General features: G+C 71.5%; 18 protein-coding genes. 11 read left to right on the forward strand and 7 right to left on the reverse strand.

Features of this window, described 5'->3' with window-relative positions; translation table 11 throughout:
* Positions 1-34: 34 nt before the first annotated feature.
* Positions 35-820, forward strand: a complete 786-nt coding sequence (locus tag AB0K65_RS14235) for a winged helix-turn-helix transcriptional regulator (protein WP_365716131.1) — start codon at positions 35-37, stop codon at positions 818-820.
* A 164-nt stretch (positions 821-984) separates the two neighbouring features.
* The gene (locus tag AB0K65_RS14240; RefSeq protein ID WP_365716132.1) at positions 985-1680 is read left to right on the forward strand and encodes a hypothetical protein; all 696 of its coding nucleotides are present in this window, start codon (positions 985-987) and stop codon (positions 1678-1680) included.
* Between the two features lie 162 nt (positions 1681-1842).
* Here AB0K65_RS14240 and AB0K65_RS14245 read toward each other — a convergent pair whose 3' ends face one another.
* Positions 1843-2277 carry a hypothetical protein gene (locus tag AB0K65_RS14245; RefSeq protein ID WP_365716134.1) on the reverse strand — a complete coding sequence of 145 codons (435 nt, stop codon included), beginning with the start codon at positions 2275-2277 and terminating at the stop codon, positions 1843-1845.
* A gap of 549 nt (positions 2278-2826) precedes the next feature.
* On the opposite strand from AB0K65_RS14245, the gene AB0K65_RS14250 reads away from it, so the two are divergent.
* From AB0K65_RS14250 to AB0K65_RS14260, 3 genes are all read left to right on the forward strand, one after another.
* Complete coding sequence (locus tag AB0K65_RS14250) at positions 2827-3420, forward strand: TetR/AcrR family transcriptional regulator (RefSeq protein WP_365716135.1); 594 nt, start codon at positions 2827-2829, stop codon at positions 3418-3420.
* A gap of 98 nt (positions 3421-3518) precedes the next feature.
* Complete coding sequence (locus AB0K65_RS14255) at positions 3519-4190, forward strand: enoyl-CoA hydratase-related protein (protein ID WP_365716136.1); 672 nt, start codon at positions 3519-3521, stop codon at positions 4188-4190.
* 148 nt (positions 4191-4338) lie between these two features.
* Entirely contained in the window at positions 4339-4782 is a 444-nt protein-coding gene (locus tag AB0K65_RS14260; protein WP_365716137.1) for a PaaI family thioesterase, read from the forward strand.
* Positions 4783-4853: 71 nt separating this feature from the next.
* Here AB0K65_RS14260 and AB0K65_RS14265 read toward each other — a convergent pair whose 3' ends face one another.
* Together AB0K65_RS14265 and AB0K65_RS14270 are read right to left on the reverse strand one after the other, a co-directional pair.
* On the reverse strand, positions 4854-5588 hold the full coding sequence (locus tag AB0K65_RS14265; RefSeq protein ID WP_365716138.1) for a translation initiation factor IF-2: 735 nt from the start codon (positions 5586-5588) through the stop codon (positions 4854-4856).
* A 151-nt stretch (positions 5589-5739) separates the two neighbouring features.
* The gene (locus AB0K65_RS14270) at positions 5740-6861 is read right to left on the reverse strand and encodes a hypothetical protein (protein ID WP_365716139.1); all 1122 of its coding nucleotides are present in this window, start codon (positions 6859-6861) and stop codon (positions 5740-5742) included.
* 430 nt (positions 6862-7291) lie between these two features.
* Between AB0K65_RS14270 and AB0K65_RS14275 the strand changes: the two genes are divergently transcribed.
* The 3 genes from AB0K65_RS14275 to AB0K65_RS14285 all read left to right on the forward strand — a co-directional run bounded on the left by AB0K65_RS14275 (position 7292) and on the right by AB0K65_RS14285 (position 10634).
* Positions 7292-8557: a helix-turn-helix domain-containing protein gene (locus AB0K65_RS14275; protein ID WP_365716140.1), complete on the forward strand. Its 1266-nt coding sequence runs from the start codon at positions 7292-7294 to the stop codon at positions 8555-8557.
* Between the two features lie 206 nt (positions 8558-8763).
* On the forward strand, positions 8764-9048 hold the full coding sequence (locus tag AB0K65_RS14280) for a hypothetical protein (protein WP_365716141.1): 285 nt from the start codon (positions 8764-8766) through the stop codon (positions 9046-9048).
* Positions 9048-10634 (forward strand): cation acetate symporter, encoded by a 1587-nt coding sequence (locus tag AB0K65_RS14285; RefSeq protein WP_365716142.1) that lies wholly within the window; start codon positions 9048-9050, stop codon positions 10632-10634. The genes AB0K65_RS14280 and AB0K65_RS14285 overlap by 1 nt, the downstream gene beginning before the upstream one ends.
* A gap of 89 nt (positions 10635-10723) precedes the next feature.
* On the opposite strand, the gene AB0K65_RS14290 is transcribed toward AB0K65_RS14285, so the two are convergent.
* From AB0K65_RS14290 to AB0K65_RS14300, 3 genes are all read right to left on the reverse strand, one after another.
* Positions 10724-11089: a hypothetical protein gene (locus AB0K65_RS14290; protein ID WP_365716143.1), complete on the reverse strand. Its 366-nt coding sequence runs from the start codon at positions 11087-11089 to the stop codon at positions 10724-10726.
* A gap of 64 nt (positions 11090-11153) precedes the next feature.
* Positions 11154-11813, reverse strand: coding sequence for a DUF4352 domain-containing protein (locus AB0K65_RS14295; protein ID WP_365716144.1), 660 nt, complete (start codon positions 11811-11813; stop codon positions 11154-11156).
* 141 nt (positions 11814-11954) lie between these two features.
* Positions 11955-12164 carry a hypothetical protein gene (locus tag AB0K65_RS14300; RefSeq protein WP_365716145.1) on the reverse strand — a complete coding sequence of 70 codons (210 nt, stop codon included), beginning with the start codon at positions 12162-12164 and terminating at the stop codon, positions 11955-11957.
* 455 nt (positions 12165-12619) lie between these two features.
* On the opposite strand from AB0K65_RS14300, the gene AB0K65_RS14305 reads away from it, so the two are divergent.
* From AB0K65_RS14305 to AB0K65_RS14315, 3 genes are all read left to right on the forward strand, one after another.
* On the forward strand, positions 12620-12760 hold the full coding sequence (locus AB0K65_RS14305) for a hypothetical protein (protein WP_365716146.1): 141 nt from the start codon (positions 12620-12622) through the stop codon (positions 12758-12760).
* Between the two features lie 58 nt (positions 12761-12818).
* Entirely contained in the window at positions 12819-13283 is a 465-nt protein-coding gene (locus AB0K65_RS14310; protein ID WP_365716147.1) for a hypothetical protein, read from the forward strand.
* Positions 13284-13465: 182 nt separating this feature from the next.
* Positions 13466-14329 (forward strand): LLM class flavin-dependent oxidoreductase, encoded by an 864-nt coding sequence (locus tag AB0K65_RS14315; protein ID WP_365716148.1) that lies wholly within the window; start codon positions 13466-13468, stop codon positions 14327-14329.
* Positions 14330-14571: 242 nt separating this feature from the next.
* Here the strand turns inward: AB0K65_RS14315 and AB0K65_RS14320 are convergent, their stop codons facing one another.
* A complete protein-coding gene (locus AB0K65_RS14320; protein WP_365716149.1) occupies positions 14572-15453 on the reverse strand; it encodes an AraC family transcriptional regulator in 882 nt (293 codons plus the stop codon).
* Positions 15454-15468: the final 15 nt, after the last annotated feature.

Below are 15468 nucleotides of genomic sequence, written 5' to 3' on the forward strand. Positions count from 1 at the left end.
GAGCCACGCGCCGCCGGCGTTATAGGAGGCATCCGTGCCGCATGTCCTGGTCTTCGATGCGCTCCAGGAGGAGCTGGGCATCTCCCGGAAGGTACTCACCGAGCGCCTGGCGCACCTCGTGGAGGCGGGGGTCCTGGAGAAGGTCCCGTACCAGGACAGGCCGGTGCGGCACGAGTACCGGCTGACGGAGAGCGGCCGGGGGCTGTTGCCGGTGCTGCTGTCGATGCAGGACTGGGCGGACCGCTGGGTCTTCGGCGACGGCTCCCTCAGCGGCACCGCCGACGAGGCGAGCGCGGAGACGCGGCGTGTCGCGGGCCTGACGGGTGAGCGACTGCCGCGCCTGGAGCTGCCGGGCCACCGGGACGGCGCACCGGTGGATCCGGTGGCCGGCGGCGTGGCCACCGTCCTGTTCTGCTATCCGGCGACCGGGAGTCCGACCCCCCTGCCGGACGGCTGGTCGGGCATCCCCGGCGCCATCGGCTGCACGCTGGAGAACCGGCTGTTCCGGGACGCGCACGAGGACTTCCGCGCGGCGGGCGCGGAGGTGCGCGGCGTCAGCACCCAACGCACGGACGAGCAGCGGATGTTCGCGGTCGAGGAGGGCCTTCCCTTCACTCTCCTCTCGGACGTCGACCTGCGCCTCGCCGCCGCTCTGCGGCTGCCCACCTTCCGCGCGGGGCAGCTGCTGCGGCTGAAGCGGGCCGTGCTGGTGGTGGACCGCGACCGCGTCGTGCGGCACGCGCGCTTCCCGGTGACGGACATCCCGGCAGCGGTGGGCGAGGCACTGACGCGGGTACGGCGCCTGGCGTCGGAGGACTGAGGGGCGGCTGCCGGAATCAAGGTGGCCTCGGTGCCGGGAGTGTCGGTGAGGTATGTGAGGCTGCGCGCATGTCGTGGAACAGTGAAGTCCCCTCATGGCGGGACGTCGTACAGGCATTGCGTAGGGCCTCGGCTGCCGAGGAGAGCGTGCGCCTGGGTGGCGGGGTGAGCGACGCGGAGATGGACGGCTGGGGCGTGCCGGTGCCCGAGCCGGTCCGGGAGATCTGTCGCCGGGTCGGGGTACTGCACGTCGGCGGCCACGGTGAGTTCGGGGCCCCGTACCCTTCCGCGGCCGTCGGCGGCGGGGCCGCGTGGCGGTGCGGCGAGCCCGGCTCGTTCCGCGTCATCCACACCAACGCGGGTGCGGAGACCTTCTACGTGGATGTGGATCCCGTGACGGGTGCGTGGGGCCCGGTGTTCACCTTCTGGGAGACCCACGGTGCCGAGCTGGTCGCGCCGTCCCTCCAGCACTGGCTGGTGACCGTGGCCGGGCTGGTGACGTGCGCCGCAAGGGACGCGGAGCACTTCGACGGCTTCTCCACCGCATTCCTCAACTGGTTCTCCGGAGACTTCGCCGATGCCGGCGACGACTTCCCCGAGGACTCGCCGGAAGCCTTGGCATGCGCGGCCGCGCCCGCGAGCGCGGCGCCCATCACCGTCGCGGAGGCGCGTGCCTCGGGTGACCCGGCGCTCGCGGGCCTCGGTTCCCGGCTGCCCGAGGGCGCTCTCCTGGCCGACCTGCGCGGGGCGACCAGGCGTACGAGCGTCCCGTTCGGCCGTCACCCGCAGTGGCCCGGAGGCACTCCCGTCTACGGACGCTTCCGTGGCGGCACCCTCCTCACAGCCACCAGCAGGACATGACCCCACCGGCCCGCGATGGTCTGCGAGCCCCGCCCGGGTGGCATGCCGAGACGGAGGCGGGAGACGCTGCGCGACGGCCCGGGCAAGGCAAGGGTGGCCAGGAGGTGCGCGGCAGGGACGTGGGCGACGTGGTGGGACCGGTACGGTGGTGCGGCGGCCGGGTCAGTGCGGAACCCTTCCCGCTGTGAATCCCTCGCCGTCCTGGAACTCGATCAGCACTTCACCGTCGGCGAGGTAGATCCAACTCTCAGGAGAGCACTCCAGCACCGCCTCTGCGTGCTCCGCTACCAATGCGGCCTCCAGGGCGACGGACGGCGTTGCGAGATTGCTCCAGAACACGACCGCGAGTTCGTTCGCTCCCGCGCATGAGGCCAGCAGGGTGCGCAGTCCGTCGGCGTCGAACGACTCGCTGCGCGCGATCTCCTCGGCACCGGACCAGTCCAAGCGTGTCGACCTCACGGCTCTGAAACGCCCCACACTCATGGCAGCGAAAGCGCGGTCCTCCCGGAACGACAACACCATCGCCGCTTCGCCCGCGGCGTCGAGCAGCGCCGCGATCTGCTCCGGGTGCGTTCCGTACCTCTCACCGACGCTCACAGTGGCCCCCGGTCCGCCTCAACGAAGTGCTCCTGATCAGCCGGCCGCAGCGCCCCGGGCCGGGAGCGCGGTGCCGTCTCCCTCTCCATCTCCCCAGCGCTGAGCGCTCACCGCGTCATTCCGTCCACGTCCTCCACCGCATCCGGGGAGGGTCGCATTGACCGTATGCGACAGCTTCCTCGATGGAGTGGTTTCCGAAGTACACGCAGTCCGGGTACACCGGCTGCGTGGCGTACCAGCAGGTCGCGATCAGCGACACGAGCACCAGTGCCGAGGCCAGGTGTCTCCGCGTAGGGGGTCCTGAGGTGGGGCGAATCATGCCGATGATCATACGGTCGGAGTCTGAAGCGCCCCTGCGGCCGAAGCTTCGGCACGTGAGGGGCATGCGCGAGGACGGGGGGAATCTCGCGTACGCGGACCCGGGGCCCGGGCAGGTGGCCGCAGATCCCCAGGCTCCCCACCCCTTGCATGTTCTATGACCTACACCATAAGTTACCGCCAGGTAGCCCGCCCGGTGGGCCACCGCATCTACTGGAAGGTGGTGGGCGGGTGAGTCCGCGCAGGAGTGACAGCCGCGAGCGGATGATCCTCAGTGCCGCCGCGCTGCTGCGTGAGTACGGGGCGAGCGCGACCAGCGTGGACCGGGTGCTCGCGCACAGCGGAGCGCCTCGGGGATCGGTGTATCACCACTTCCCCGGCGGGCGGGCGCAGCTCATCGACGAAGCGGTGGCGCTGGCCGGGGACTTCATCGCGGGCCTGATCGATGCCGCCGTGCAGGCGGATGACCCGGTGGATGCGATCGACGCGTTCTTCGTGTTGTGGCGCGAGCGGCTCGTGGACAGCGACTTCCGGGCCGGTTGCCCGATCGTGGCGGTAGCCGTCGAGACCAACGACGACGCTCCGCAGCTCGCCCGCTCCGCCGCCGCCGTGTTCGCCCGCTGGCAGGACGCCCTCGCGGCCCTTTTCCTGCGGCACGGCCTGACCGAGGAACGCAGCCGCCGGCTGGGCGCCTTCGTCATCGCCGCCGTCGAGGGAGCGGTGATCATGTGTCGCGCCGAGCAGAGCACCGCCCCGATCGAGGCGGCCGCCGCCGAGATCCACAACCTGCTCCTCCACACCCTGCGCGACCGTCCCGGCGCCTAGGGCGTGGTTCGAAAGTCCCGCCTGCCCCGCGACGCCTGGCACACGCCCTAGCCGTACGCAGCCGCCTGACCTCACCCGGCTCAGCCGAAGGAGTCGCCATGCCCTCGCTCGACCGTCAGGACAACGTCTTCGTTCTCGACCTCGGAGACGGGGAGAACCGCTTCCACCCCGACTGGCTCACCGCCGTCGGTGCCGCGCTGGACGAGGTGGGGAAGGCGGAAGGCCCTCGCGCGCTGGTCACCGCCGCCACCGGCAAGTTCTACTCCAACGGACTGGACCTGGACTGGCTGTTCGCCCACGCCGACCAGCACCGGGACTACGTCGTCTCCGTCCATGAGCTGTTCGCGCGGATGCTGTCACTGCCGGTCGTCACGGTGGCCGCGCTGCAAGGGCATACCTTCGCCGCCGGCGCGATGTTCTCCCTCGCGCACGACTTCCGCGTCATGCGTGCCGATCGCGGCTACTGGTGCCTGCCCGAAGCGGACATCGACATCCCCTTCACCCCCGGCATGGCCGCCCTCATCCAGTCCCGGCTGACCCCGCGGACCGCCCACGAGGCCATGGTCACCGCCCGTCGCTACGGCGGCGTCGACGCCGCCGCCGCCGGCATCGTCGACCGGGCGGTCGGCGAGGACGCCGTGCGCGCCACCGCGATCGAGATCGCCCGAGCGCAGGTGAACAAGGCCGGCGACACCCTCGGCACCATCAAGTCGCGCATGTACGCCCCGGCCCTGGCCACCCTGCGCGACACCGCCGACCCGCTCGGCTGACCGACGCCCCACCGCCCACGCATCCCCGCCCGCACCCGGCCGCTTCAGCGCCCACGCATCCCCGCCCGTACCCGGCCGTTTCAGCGCTGACGAACAACCCCGCCCTCCCGGCGGCGGCACGACCCGCACCACGCAAGGAGACCGACCCGTGACCACCACCGACTTCACCACCATGACCGGCCTGGAACTGATGCGCTGGGTTCAGACCGAACGCCCCACCGACATCCCCTCCATCGGCCGCCTGCTCGGCATGCGCTTCGACGAGGTCGACCACGGGCGCATCGTCATCTCCCTCGACACCCGCCCCGACTTCGCCAACCCTCTCGGCACGGTCCACGGCGGCATCGCCGCCACCCTCCTCGACTCCGCCATGGGCTGCGCCGTTCACACCACCCTGCCCGCCGGCACCGGCTACACCACCCTCGAACTCAAGGTCAACTACATCCGCGCCGCCCGCACCGACGGCCAGACCCTCACCGCCGAAGGCACGGTCATCCATGCCGGCCGCCGCACCGCCACCGCCGAGGGCAAGGTCCTCGACGAGCAGGGCCGGCTCATCGCCCACGCCACCACCACCTGCATGATCTTCTAGCCTGCCGGGTGCGCGGCTCCGGGCGAGGACCCCGACGCGGGTGGGGCCCAAGGAGCCGGCCCCCTCCTCGTTCAGTGGGGCGGAGGTGCCGGGTCCAGGGCGTTGGCGACGGTGCAGCCGCCCTCTCCGGGCATCCGCTGGATCCGGGACGGCACCCACACCTCCGTGCCACCGGGGCTGACGCGGGCGAGAAGGCAGTCCTGCGCGTCGAAGCCGTGGCCCCGCACCGACAACAGGACGCCGACCCGGCCGCCGTCCGCCTTCACCTCGGTACGGATCTCCGGATGCGGGTCCAGGGCGGCGATCCGGCGGCGCACCTCGGCCTCGTCCACCCGGCCGCCCTCCGGCACCCGGGGAAGCGTCGCGCGAAGCGCGTCGTACGGCAGCCGGGGCGGTGCGGGTGGCGGGGCGAAGGTCAGCGGGGGGCCATCCGGGCAGTCCACGTCACGGGGCTCCTCCCGCCACTCCGACCTCGGCGAGACCCGCACCGCGAAACAGCGCCGGACGACGACCTCCTCCGCGTCGACCCATCCGTCGTACGCCGAGCCGGAGGTCCGGACGACCACGTCCACGCCGTGCCCGTCGTGGGTGGAGACGCCCGTCACCCGCAGTACCTCCACCCCGTCGATACCGGAAGCGGAGCGCCCGACCTCCTCCGCGGTGCGCGGCCGCTGGCCGTGGAGCCGCTCGCCCGCCTTCCGGGCAGCGTCCCGTGCGGCGTCGGACGCCGCGTTCTCGGAGGTCGGCACCAACCCGCAGCCGGCGGTGAACAGCAACAGCGGGGCGAGCAGCAGCAGTCGGCGCATGCGCCCCACCCTTCCCGCGCCGCGCGCGGCGGACAGCCCCTCACGTACTCGGACCGGCGTAAGCGATCGTACTCACGCTGCCCGGACTCGCGTCCGCGCCACCCCGGGAGGGCAGCGGTCTCCCCACCGCGCCGAGGAGAGCATGACGGCGTCAGGCCCGGCGGCAGCGATCCCGAAGCTCGGAGATCACGGCCTTCTCGTGCGCGCCGACGTGGCCGGACACGGCTGCCACCCGGTCGGCGACGTCGAGGAGGTCGCTCACGTCCCCGGGCTCCGCGTCCAGGTGTCGCCACACCTCGGCGGGATCGACATCGACCAGGCGAGCGAGCCGTTCATCGACGACCTGGTGCCGGTCCCGGACCAGTCTGACCAGGTGCCGCATCAGCAGGGCCTCGTCGTCGTCGATCTTCTCGTCCGCCGTGATGACGAGCCAAGCGACCCACAACATCAACCGCGGGTGCCGGCTGCGCTCGCTGAGGCCCTCGGCGATCTCGATCACCCGCGCCTCGTTCCGGAAGACCGCTTGCGCGTGCCGCCCCGCGAGCAGCGTCGTGTAGCGGTTCAGCACCACCGCGAGGGGCACGCCGACCACGGGGATACCGATCTTGATGACGTTGCGCTGCAGAAGGAACTTCCCCACGACGGGGAGCCCTCTCGCAGCGCTCAGTACCGCTCCGGAGTAGAACCGCTTGATCAACGGCCGCATCATGGCCGGGACCGCCTTGGTGACGCCTCCCCGGACCACTTCCCCGCTCTTGATCGTGAAGGCCACCCGAATGAGCTTCCACATGTCGTCGGGATCGGACAGGTCGAGCGGGACCCGGTACAGGACGGAGATGTCGTAGGCCAGGCGCATCTGGAGCCGGGTGATGTAGGCGACATCGACCATGACGGTCGCGACGGCGGCCGGGACGGTCGCCGGCGAGGCACCACCAAGGCTGCCGAGGGTGGCGACGACGGCCGCCGTGTAGGCCCCGGCGGAGAGTCCGCCTTCGAGTGCCGCGTACCGAGCCGCCATCTTGATGCGCTGATCGACGATGGCATCGGCGGGGACGCCCTCGTACCGCTCCTGGAAGTACCGCCAGTCGACCTTCTCGGTGTAGGAGCTCATCGCCTGAGCGCTGAGCTTGGTGAACCAGCCGCCCGACTTGATGTCGTCCGGGCTCAACCCCTTGACGAAGTCCCGCAACTCGTCCCGCTCACGCTCGACCGCCTCGCGGTCGGAGTCGTCGTCGCCACTGGCGTCGACAGCGTCGATCAGAGCTTCGGTCACGGCGGGTCCTCCCAGGTGGGTCAGCGTCCCGTCAGGTTGCCAGGTTTTGGACAACCCCGCTGACATCTCGACAAGTTGGCCCACCGACAGATGTCTGTCGACGTGTCACGACACCACGGAGGGAGCGGGCCGGCCCGTGGGAGGAGGTGGCGAGGGTGCGCGGGGCCCGGGGGCGCTGTGTCGCGGTCCCGCGCGTCCCCGGCTCCGCGGGTCCGTGCATAAGGAACATTACGATCCGGCTGAGACCCCTTCCCTTCCTGACCGACCGCTTAGCATGATGCCCGTTCCGGGAAGGACGCTGTCGGCCGTCGCCCACGGCGACCGGCCGGAATGCCTCCCCACAACACGCGCAGCTCACGTCGGCACCGCAGGTGGGCGCCTCGCGTCGGTACCCCGCGTGGCGCTCGCACCCCGTCCACCAGGAGCGTCCATGCACCGTAGTTCCGCCACCGCCACCGCCACGGACCCGTCCTCCGTCGAACTCTTCGACCGCGCGTGCCGACGGCTTCTCGGGTACGGCACGGTCTTCACGGACGCCGTCCTGGAGACGATCCGCGCCGAGGTGCCGTACTACGCCGACCCCGTGCTCGCACCGCCCGACGTCCGCGAGACCGTGGGAACGGGCATCCGCCACGGGTTGGAGACCGGGGTGGATCCGGGCAGGATCGTGGACGTCGAGCGTTTCACGAGAGAGCTGGGCATGCGGCGCGCCGAACAGCGCCGCCCCCTGGACGAGGTCCTGCACGCCTTCCGGGTCGCCGGATCCGAGGTCTGGAGCGGGATGATCGGCGTGGTGGAGCGGGAGGGCCTGGGCGACATGCGCCTGCTGGTCCACGTCGCCGAGCTGGTGTGGAAGAGCAACGACCGCGACGCCGTCCTGGTCGCCGACGCCTACCGGCAGGTGATCGAGGGGGTGGCCGGCCGGCACGCCGAGCGTGTCCGCCTGGTCCTGGCCGCCCTGCTGGAGACGCCCCACGACCCCGACTTCGCCCGGAACGCGGCCGACGTCCTCGATCTGCCGCTCGGCGGCCGGTACGCGGTGGCGGTCGCGGAGGCGACGCCGCCGTACGGCCGCGTGCCCAGGACCGCTCCCGAGGTGAGGGGCATCCGCGTCCTGCGACACGCCTGGGGCCAACGCGTCGTCTTCGTGGCCCATTTGGGGAACAGGCCGCTGGAGGCGTTCGTGTCCGGCCTCGCCGCCGGCCCGGGGCTGCGCATCGGGGTCAGCCTGGAGGTCACGGGCCTGGGAAGCCTGGCCCGCGCGCGGGACCTGGCCGGAGTCGCCGTACGCACCTGCCGAGCGGACGGGGAGGTCGTACGTCTCGACTCCCGACTGCCCGACGGTCTCCTGGTCTCGCGGCCCGACCTGTCCGGAGAACTCGTCCGCCAGGTGCTCCAGCCCCTGTACGAACTGGAACCCACCGACCGCGACCTTCTCCTCGACACCATCGGGGTCTGGATGGAATGCGGCGGCTCCACCGTCCAGGCGTCGCGGTACATGTTCTGCCATCGCAACACCGTGCTGAACCGCCTGCGCCGCGTCGAGCAGATCACCGGTCTCGCACTGTCCCGTCCCCGCGACCTGGTCCGACTCACCCTCGCGCTCGACGCCCATCGCCTGCTGGGGCCGGCCGCGCCGGCGGGCTCCGCCGGCTCCGTCGCCGACGAGGAACAGCGGCGCCGTCGGCCGGCCTGACCCTCTTCGGCCTCCTCGCCTCCTCGGCCTGACCCCCGCCTGGGCGTCGGCCCGCCCCCCTGGGCGTCGGCACAGTCACGCCTCCCGGACGTTGGGAACGCACACCCGTGGCGGCGCAGCGCGTGGACGAGCCGGACGCCAGGTGTTCTGGTGTGCCTCGTTCATGGGCGATCCATCCGCCCCCAGGCCCCCCAGAGGTGACCGCCATGTCCCACCCGCACGTCCCCCGCACCTCGCATCGCTCCCGGCCTCATCGCCCCGGCCGGTCCTTCGCCGTGGTCAACGGAACGGCCTTCGCCGTGCACGTGCTGCTGGTGTGCTCCTTCGCCGACCTCATGGCCGCCCCCGCCCAGGGTGGAACCGGTATCGGCATCCCGGCACTCCTGCTCCAGGCCGTGCTGCTGGTGTGGACGGCGGCGCGCTACGACCGCCGCGCGTGCACGTCCCGACCGGACGGCCACCAGACCACGCGCGAGCACGGGGGGTACTGATGACACCCGCGCCCCCACTCGCCGCGCCCGGCTCCCTGGACGCGGACACCCACACACTGGTCCTCGGCTGCTTCGTGGCGTTCGTCGTCCCCATCCTGTTCCTGTGCGTCCTCAGCGGCCCTCCGAGGGACCGCGTCAACGACTTCTACACGGCGGGCCGCACCCTGCGGCCACTGCGGGGCGCGCTCGTCCTCTCCGGTGTCTACCTCTCGTCGGCCACCGTGCTCGGCACCACGGGAAGCGTCGCCGTCTTCGGGTACGACGGCCTGTTCATCGCGCTGTGCACCCTGCTGTCCCTCGGCGTACTGCTCCTGCTGGCCGTGCCGCTGCGCGAGCGCGCCGGCTACACTCTGGGCGACACGTTCGGCCTGCGCGCCCCCGGGCGCGCCGTGAGGATCGCGGTCGCCGTCGTCACGCTGTGCATCTGCGTCCCCTACCTGGTCGTGCAGCTCTCCGGTGCGGGGGTGACCACCGCGGCGCTGCTGGGGCTGTCCGGTCCGGGCATCGAGAAGACGGCCGTGATCATGATCGGTGCTCTCGTCGTCTGCACCACGGCGTTCGGCGGCATGCGCGGTACGGTCGTGATCCAGGTGATCAAGACGGTGGTGCTGCTCTGCGTGGCCCTTGCCCTGTCCGCCGTGCTGCTGCACCGTTTCCAGTGGAGCGTCGACTCGCTGATCTCCGCGGCCGAGCGTGGAAGCGGCCGCCCCGCCGACTACCTGCGCCCTGGCCTCCGCTTCGACAGCAGCGGTGAACCGGCGGGCACCCTTGACTTCATCGGTCTCATGATCACCATCGTCCTCGGCGTGGCCTGCCTGCCCCACGTCGCCCTGCAAGTCGGAACGGCTCCCGATGCCGCCACGGCCCGCCGTACCGTACGCCACACCCTGACGATCGTCGCCGCGTTCTGCCTGACGACGGCCCTCATGGGCTTCGCTGCCTCGGCGTTGATCGGCACGCCGACGATCCTCGCCGCCGATCCGGGCGGAAGCAGTGCGCTGGTGTTGCTCGCGGGCGAGCTGGCGGGGGGTTCGGACGCCGGCGCCGGCGGGGCCATGCTCGTCGTCCTGGTCGCCTCCGGCGTCTTCCTCACCACGCTGGCCGTCGTCGCCGGCGTGACCCTGGCGGCAGCGGGGACGATCGCCCACGACCTGTACACCCACGTGCTGCGTCGCGGGCGCACCACCGAGGGCCGGGAAGTGGCCGCCGCCCGCCTGGCGTCCGCCGGTGTGGGCGTCCTGAGCATCGCCCTGGCCGTCTGGGTCCAGGGGTGGAACGTCCAGTTCCTCACGGCGCTCTCCCTGGCGGTGGCCGCCTCCTCCCTGCTTCCGGCACTCGTGTACACCCTCCTCTGGAAGGGTTACACCCGCGCCGGCCTGCTCTGGACGTTGTACGGGGGTCTGGGCTGCGCGGTCGGGCTGCAGCTGTCCGGCCCGGTCTTCTCGGGCAATCCCCTGGCCCTGTTTCCCGACTGGCACGTCGACTGGTTCCCGCTCCAGACGGTCGTCCTCGTGTCGGTACCGGTCGCCTTCCTCCTGGGCCGGCTGGGCAGTACCGGCGTGAGGCGACGCACCTCTCTGACGTGACCACGGCGGTGCGGCCACCGGCGGAGAGCACGCACCGCTCCTCGCCGGCGGTCGGCTCCCGCGGGCCCCACCCGCGCCGGCGGGCCGAATCAGGCGCCTTCGTCGAACAGCCCGGCCTCCACCTGGAAGGCGAGCGTCTGCAACACCTCTGCCGAGGAGACGTCGGACCGGCCGCTGTCGTGCGTCATGGCAAGGCTGCTGAAGGCGAGTGTGAAGCCGGAGATCATCGTCTGCAGGGCGGGACCGAGAGCGCGGGCGACGAGCCGGGCCACCTCCTGCGGGGCGGCGTCGGCCGGAACGCGGATGGCGGGCAGCATCTCGTTCAGCATCTGCGTGACCACACTCGACCCGAGCTCCGAGTCGTCCTCGTCCTCACCCGCTTCCGCGGCACGACGGATCTCCTCCGCCTCCGTCAGGATGCCAATCACTCGCTTCAGTACCTCGGCTCGCTGCATCCCCGGAGCCTAAGAGATCCCGACGGGGCCGGCAGCGGTGTCACGGCCGGACGGGCCTTCGCGGTCACGACACGTCGCCGCGCACGCCCTTGCCGAAGAGGCCGTCGACGTACGTCACGTACTGCGCGGTGAACTCCCCTCCACTGGTGACGGTGCCGGTGACCTTCTCGCCCGGCTCCAGCTCCACGGTGGCGATCTGGCCTTCGTCCATGCCGAGTTCGGCCACGTGCTTGACGCCGTCGGTATCGGTGATCGTGAAGTAGAGCGGGTTGACGTCGATCTTCTTCTCGCCGTTGTTGGCGACCGTCACTTTCACGCTGGTGTACTTCCCGCCTCCGTGCAGCACACTCGGCTTGAAAGCCGTCTTCACCGCGGTCACCGTGACGGGGGCCTTCTCCTCCGGGAGCGCGCCACCGAGAGCGCTGCTCTTGGTCGGAGCCGCCGCGCCGGCCTTGCCGTCGCTGGTGCCGTCTCCCCCTTTGACGAGCGCGCCGAGGACGACGAGGAGGACGAGGACGCCGCCGACGCTCAGGCCGACGGTCGCGCCTGTGGACAGGCCTTTCCTGGGCGGGAGCGGGGGCGGGCCGCCGTACGGTCCGGGGTGCTGAGGCTGTCCCCATGCGGGTGTCCGGCCGGGCTGCTGCGGCGCGTACGACTCGTGCGGCGAATACGGCTGCTGGGGCGGATACGGCTGCTGCTGCGGCCCGGGGTATGACTGGCTCATGGTGTCCCCTCGCTGACGCTCCTGGTGTGGAGGTGGCGTGAACGTACCGTGCACACGGTGCGGGCGGAGGGCGATCCACCGGATCGAGATACGAAAGAGCCCCGCCGCACGGGGCGGGGCGGGGCCGTCTCGGGTGGGACGTCAGAAGGCCGGCGGCACCTTCAAGGGGACGAGGCGCGGCGCACCGAAGGTCTGCGCTCCGTCCGGGCCGACCACGCGCTCCCGGTAGCGGATGAACCTTCCGTTGACGATCTCCACGTCATCGGCGATCTCGTCCGGCTCGAGGCCGTTCGCTCTCGCCCACTCGACGGCGTCCGGGCGTAGCTCCACGATGCGCTTCTTCAGGTTCATGGGACTCATCATCCCTTCTTACGGGGTGGTGCGGGTCTTGCGGTGTGGTGCGGGATGTTCCTCGGGGTCTCGGCGCCGCCCTCGGTATCCGCTTCCGGCGCTTCTGGCCGAGCGCCGACGAGCCCCCACCTCCGCCGAATGTCAGAAGGTGGGGGCTCTGTTGCGTCCTTCCGCCGTCCGGCCCTCTCCGGATGCACGCGGAACGAGTGATGCCGTCGAGGTGCTCATCAGGCCGATGCCACCACTCATGCCCTCCGTGGGCTTCTCGCCGCCCGAGGATCACGGCAGCCTGACCGACCGACAGCCTATGATCTTGCCGTGCGGTCCACGCTGGGCCGCAGGGGAGGGGCCTGTTCCATGGCGCATTCGGATCTCATCGACCTGGCCGGTCCGCCGAGGGGCCGTTCGCGCAGCTCCCGCCTACTCTGATCCCCAGCCGTACGGTCGGGGCCGACGTGACCCGGAACAACAACGGCGGCCGCTGCGTCTGCCGGGTCGAGGCCACCCCCGAGGGCAGACTCTCGGTGTTCGGTCCGACCGCCGACAACAGGATCTCCTGGATCGACCTCGACGACTTCTCGGCGGCCTGGCGCTGACGGTCCGTCCGCTCGTCTCACTCTGTCGCTCCCTCTCGACGATCCCGGAGGATCAGTCATGCCCCAGAACCACACCAGCCGCCGCGCACTGCTCACCGCCGCCGTCGCCGTCCCCGCTGCGGCGGTCGGCGCACCGATGCTCGCCACCTCCGCCTCCGCGGCCGACCTCCCCAGTGGCATCAGCGTGGTCCACGACTGGCAACCGCTCGTCCTCGCCTCGCATGTCACCCCCGCCGTGGACGTCCCGGCGGTCCGCGTCGTGAACATCGCGGGTACGGAGTTTCTGCAGATGCGCGGCGGATTCACGTGTGCGTTCACGGCCGATGCCGTGATCGGCACCATGCCGACGACGATCACCGTGCCGAAGGTGGTCCGCGCGGTCTGTCCCCGCAACAACTCCGCGGGCATCAACTCCTGCCGCGTGGAGGTGCACACGACCGGCCGGATCACCGTGTTCGGCGGCACGGCCGCCAATGACATCACCTGGGTCACCCTGGACAGCTACTCGGCCGTCCTCGCCTGAGCCAGGCCCACCTTCGCGCGACCGTCACCGGACGACGCGTGCGGCGGGCCCGGGCTGGGGCCGTGCGAGGCTCCAGTCCGCGAGCCCTCGGGGTCCGGTCGACACCGGACCGGATCCTCTCGTAGAGCCGTATGCGTCCGAATTCTGTTGCTCCTTCGCGGCCACGTGCGCATCCTGCTGGGATGCGCTTCTCCATCAACATCCCCAACTTCGGAGACTTCGCGGACCCCCGTAACGTCGCGGCTGTGGCGGCTGCCGCCGAACAGACCGGCTGGGACGGACTCTTCGTCTGGGACCACGTACTGCACCGGCGACACCAGGGGCGGCCCTTCGGAGACCCTTGGATGCTGCTGACCGCGGCCGCACTGGCCACCTCTCGGATCCGGCTGGGCACCCTGGTGACGCCGGTCCCCCGTTATCGTCCGCAGCAACTCGCCCGCCAGGTGGCCACCCTGGACAATCTCAGCGGTGGCCGCGTGATCTTCGCAGCCGGCCTGGGCGGGCCGGTCGAGGACGAGTACCGCAGCTTCGGTGACACCGCTGAGCCACGGCTCCTCGCCGAGCGGCTGGACGAGGGACTGGAGCTGTTGAGGCGCTGGTGGTCCGGCGAACCCGTGGACCATCACGGCCGGCACTACGAGGTCCGGGACGTGACACTGCTGCCCGCGACCGTGCAGCGGCCTGGTCCGCCGGTGTGGATCGGCGGGTTCTGGCCACGTCGCCCGCCGATGCGGCGGGCGGCGCGATGGGACGGCGCGGTGCCTCTTTTCGAGACGGCCAGGCACGGGCATGTGCCCGATGTGGCAGAGGTTCGGGACCTTGTCGGCTATGTGCGCCGGCACCGCATGGGCGGGGCCGAGCGGCCTTTCGAGTTCGTGCTCGGTGGTGCCACGCCCTCGGATGCCGCGAAGGCCAGGGACGTGATCGGTCCGCTGCGTGACGCCGGTGCCACCTGGTGGGACGAGCGGCAGGTCCAGACGGGCCCCGGTCTCGATCGCCTGACCCCGGTATTGCGCCGGATCGAGGCCGGACCGCCGGTGATCTGATCAGCCGGCCGAGGGGCACACGGAGAGCACCCGGTCCCTGGGACGGGCACCAGCGGTTCCACCTCCTGACGCGCCCCACCCGCCGCGCCTCTCCCCGCAGACGAACGCGAGCGACTGCTGCGAAGCGAGGCGCGATCGATCAGCCCTCTCGATGGCCGAGGCGTCAGCCCGCACAGCGCCGCGCACGGTGGGCGGCGGGACGGCCGTCAGCGGTCCCGAGCCGCTGGTTCGGGTACGGGCGTTCACGCCCCGGCGCCGTCGCCGCCCCGCTCGACCGGGATCCACAGCTGCGCGTCGGTGTCCGCGCCGACCTCCACCGGCCGGGTCAGCAGGAGCTCCGGGCCCGGGCGGCTTGCGTACGGGTTCGAGGGGAACCACTGCGTGAACACGTCCCGCCACAGCTCCTGCAGAGCGCTCGGATAGGGCCCGCGGGTGTCGAAGACCGCCCACGTGCCGGCCGGCACGTCGAGGACGTCGAGCTCCTCGACGACCGCCTCGGGACCGGTCGCCACGCCGACCCAGTAGTCCACCACGGCACCCTCCTCGCGGCTGTCGGTCAGGTGCACCACCGCCGACAGGATCCCCTCAGGGTCCCGGCCGGCCAGCCCCTTCATCCGTGCGATCGCCTGCGCGTCCAGGCTTTCCACGTGCGCCGCGGCGGCCTCGTTGACCCCTTCGTGCACGAGCGGGACCCGGGCCTTCCTGCCGACGACCCGGAACGGCTCCTTTCCCACGATCCGGTACCGCATGGCCGTCCTCCCCTCGACGACGACACGGAAGGACATGCGCGGCTGCGCCGTGAGCACCGCGCCCGTCCGCCGGGCCTCGCCCGGGCCGATCCCGTGCACCGAACGGAAGGCCCGGGCGAACGCCTCGCCGGAGCCGTAGCCGTACCGCACCGCGACATCGAGCAGCGTCGCCTCACCGGCCAGCACCTCGGCTCCCGCGAGCGTCATCCGTCGACGCCGTACGTAGACCGGGAGCGGCATCCCGGCGAGCGCGGAGAACAGCCGCCGGAAGTGGTACTCCGACACCGCGGCGATCCGGGCCACCTCCGCCATGTCCACCTCACCGTCGAGACCCGACTCCAGGTGGTCCAGCGCCTGATTCATCCGCTCCAGCACCGGTAGCCGTCCTCA

Origin of the sequence: Streptomyces sp. NPDC053755, assembly GCF_040677675.1 — a bacterium.
GTDB lineage: Bacteria > Actinomycetota > Actinomycetes > Streptomycetales > Streptomycetaceae > Streptomyces.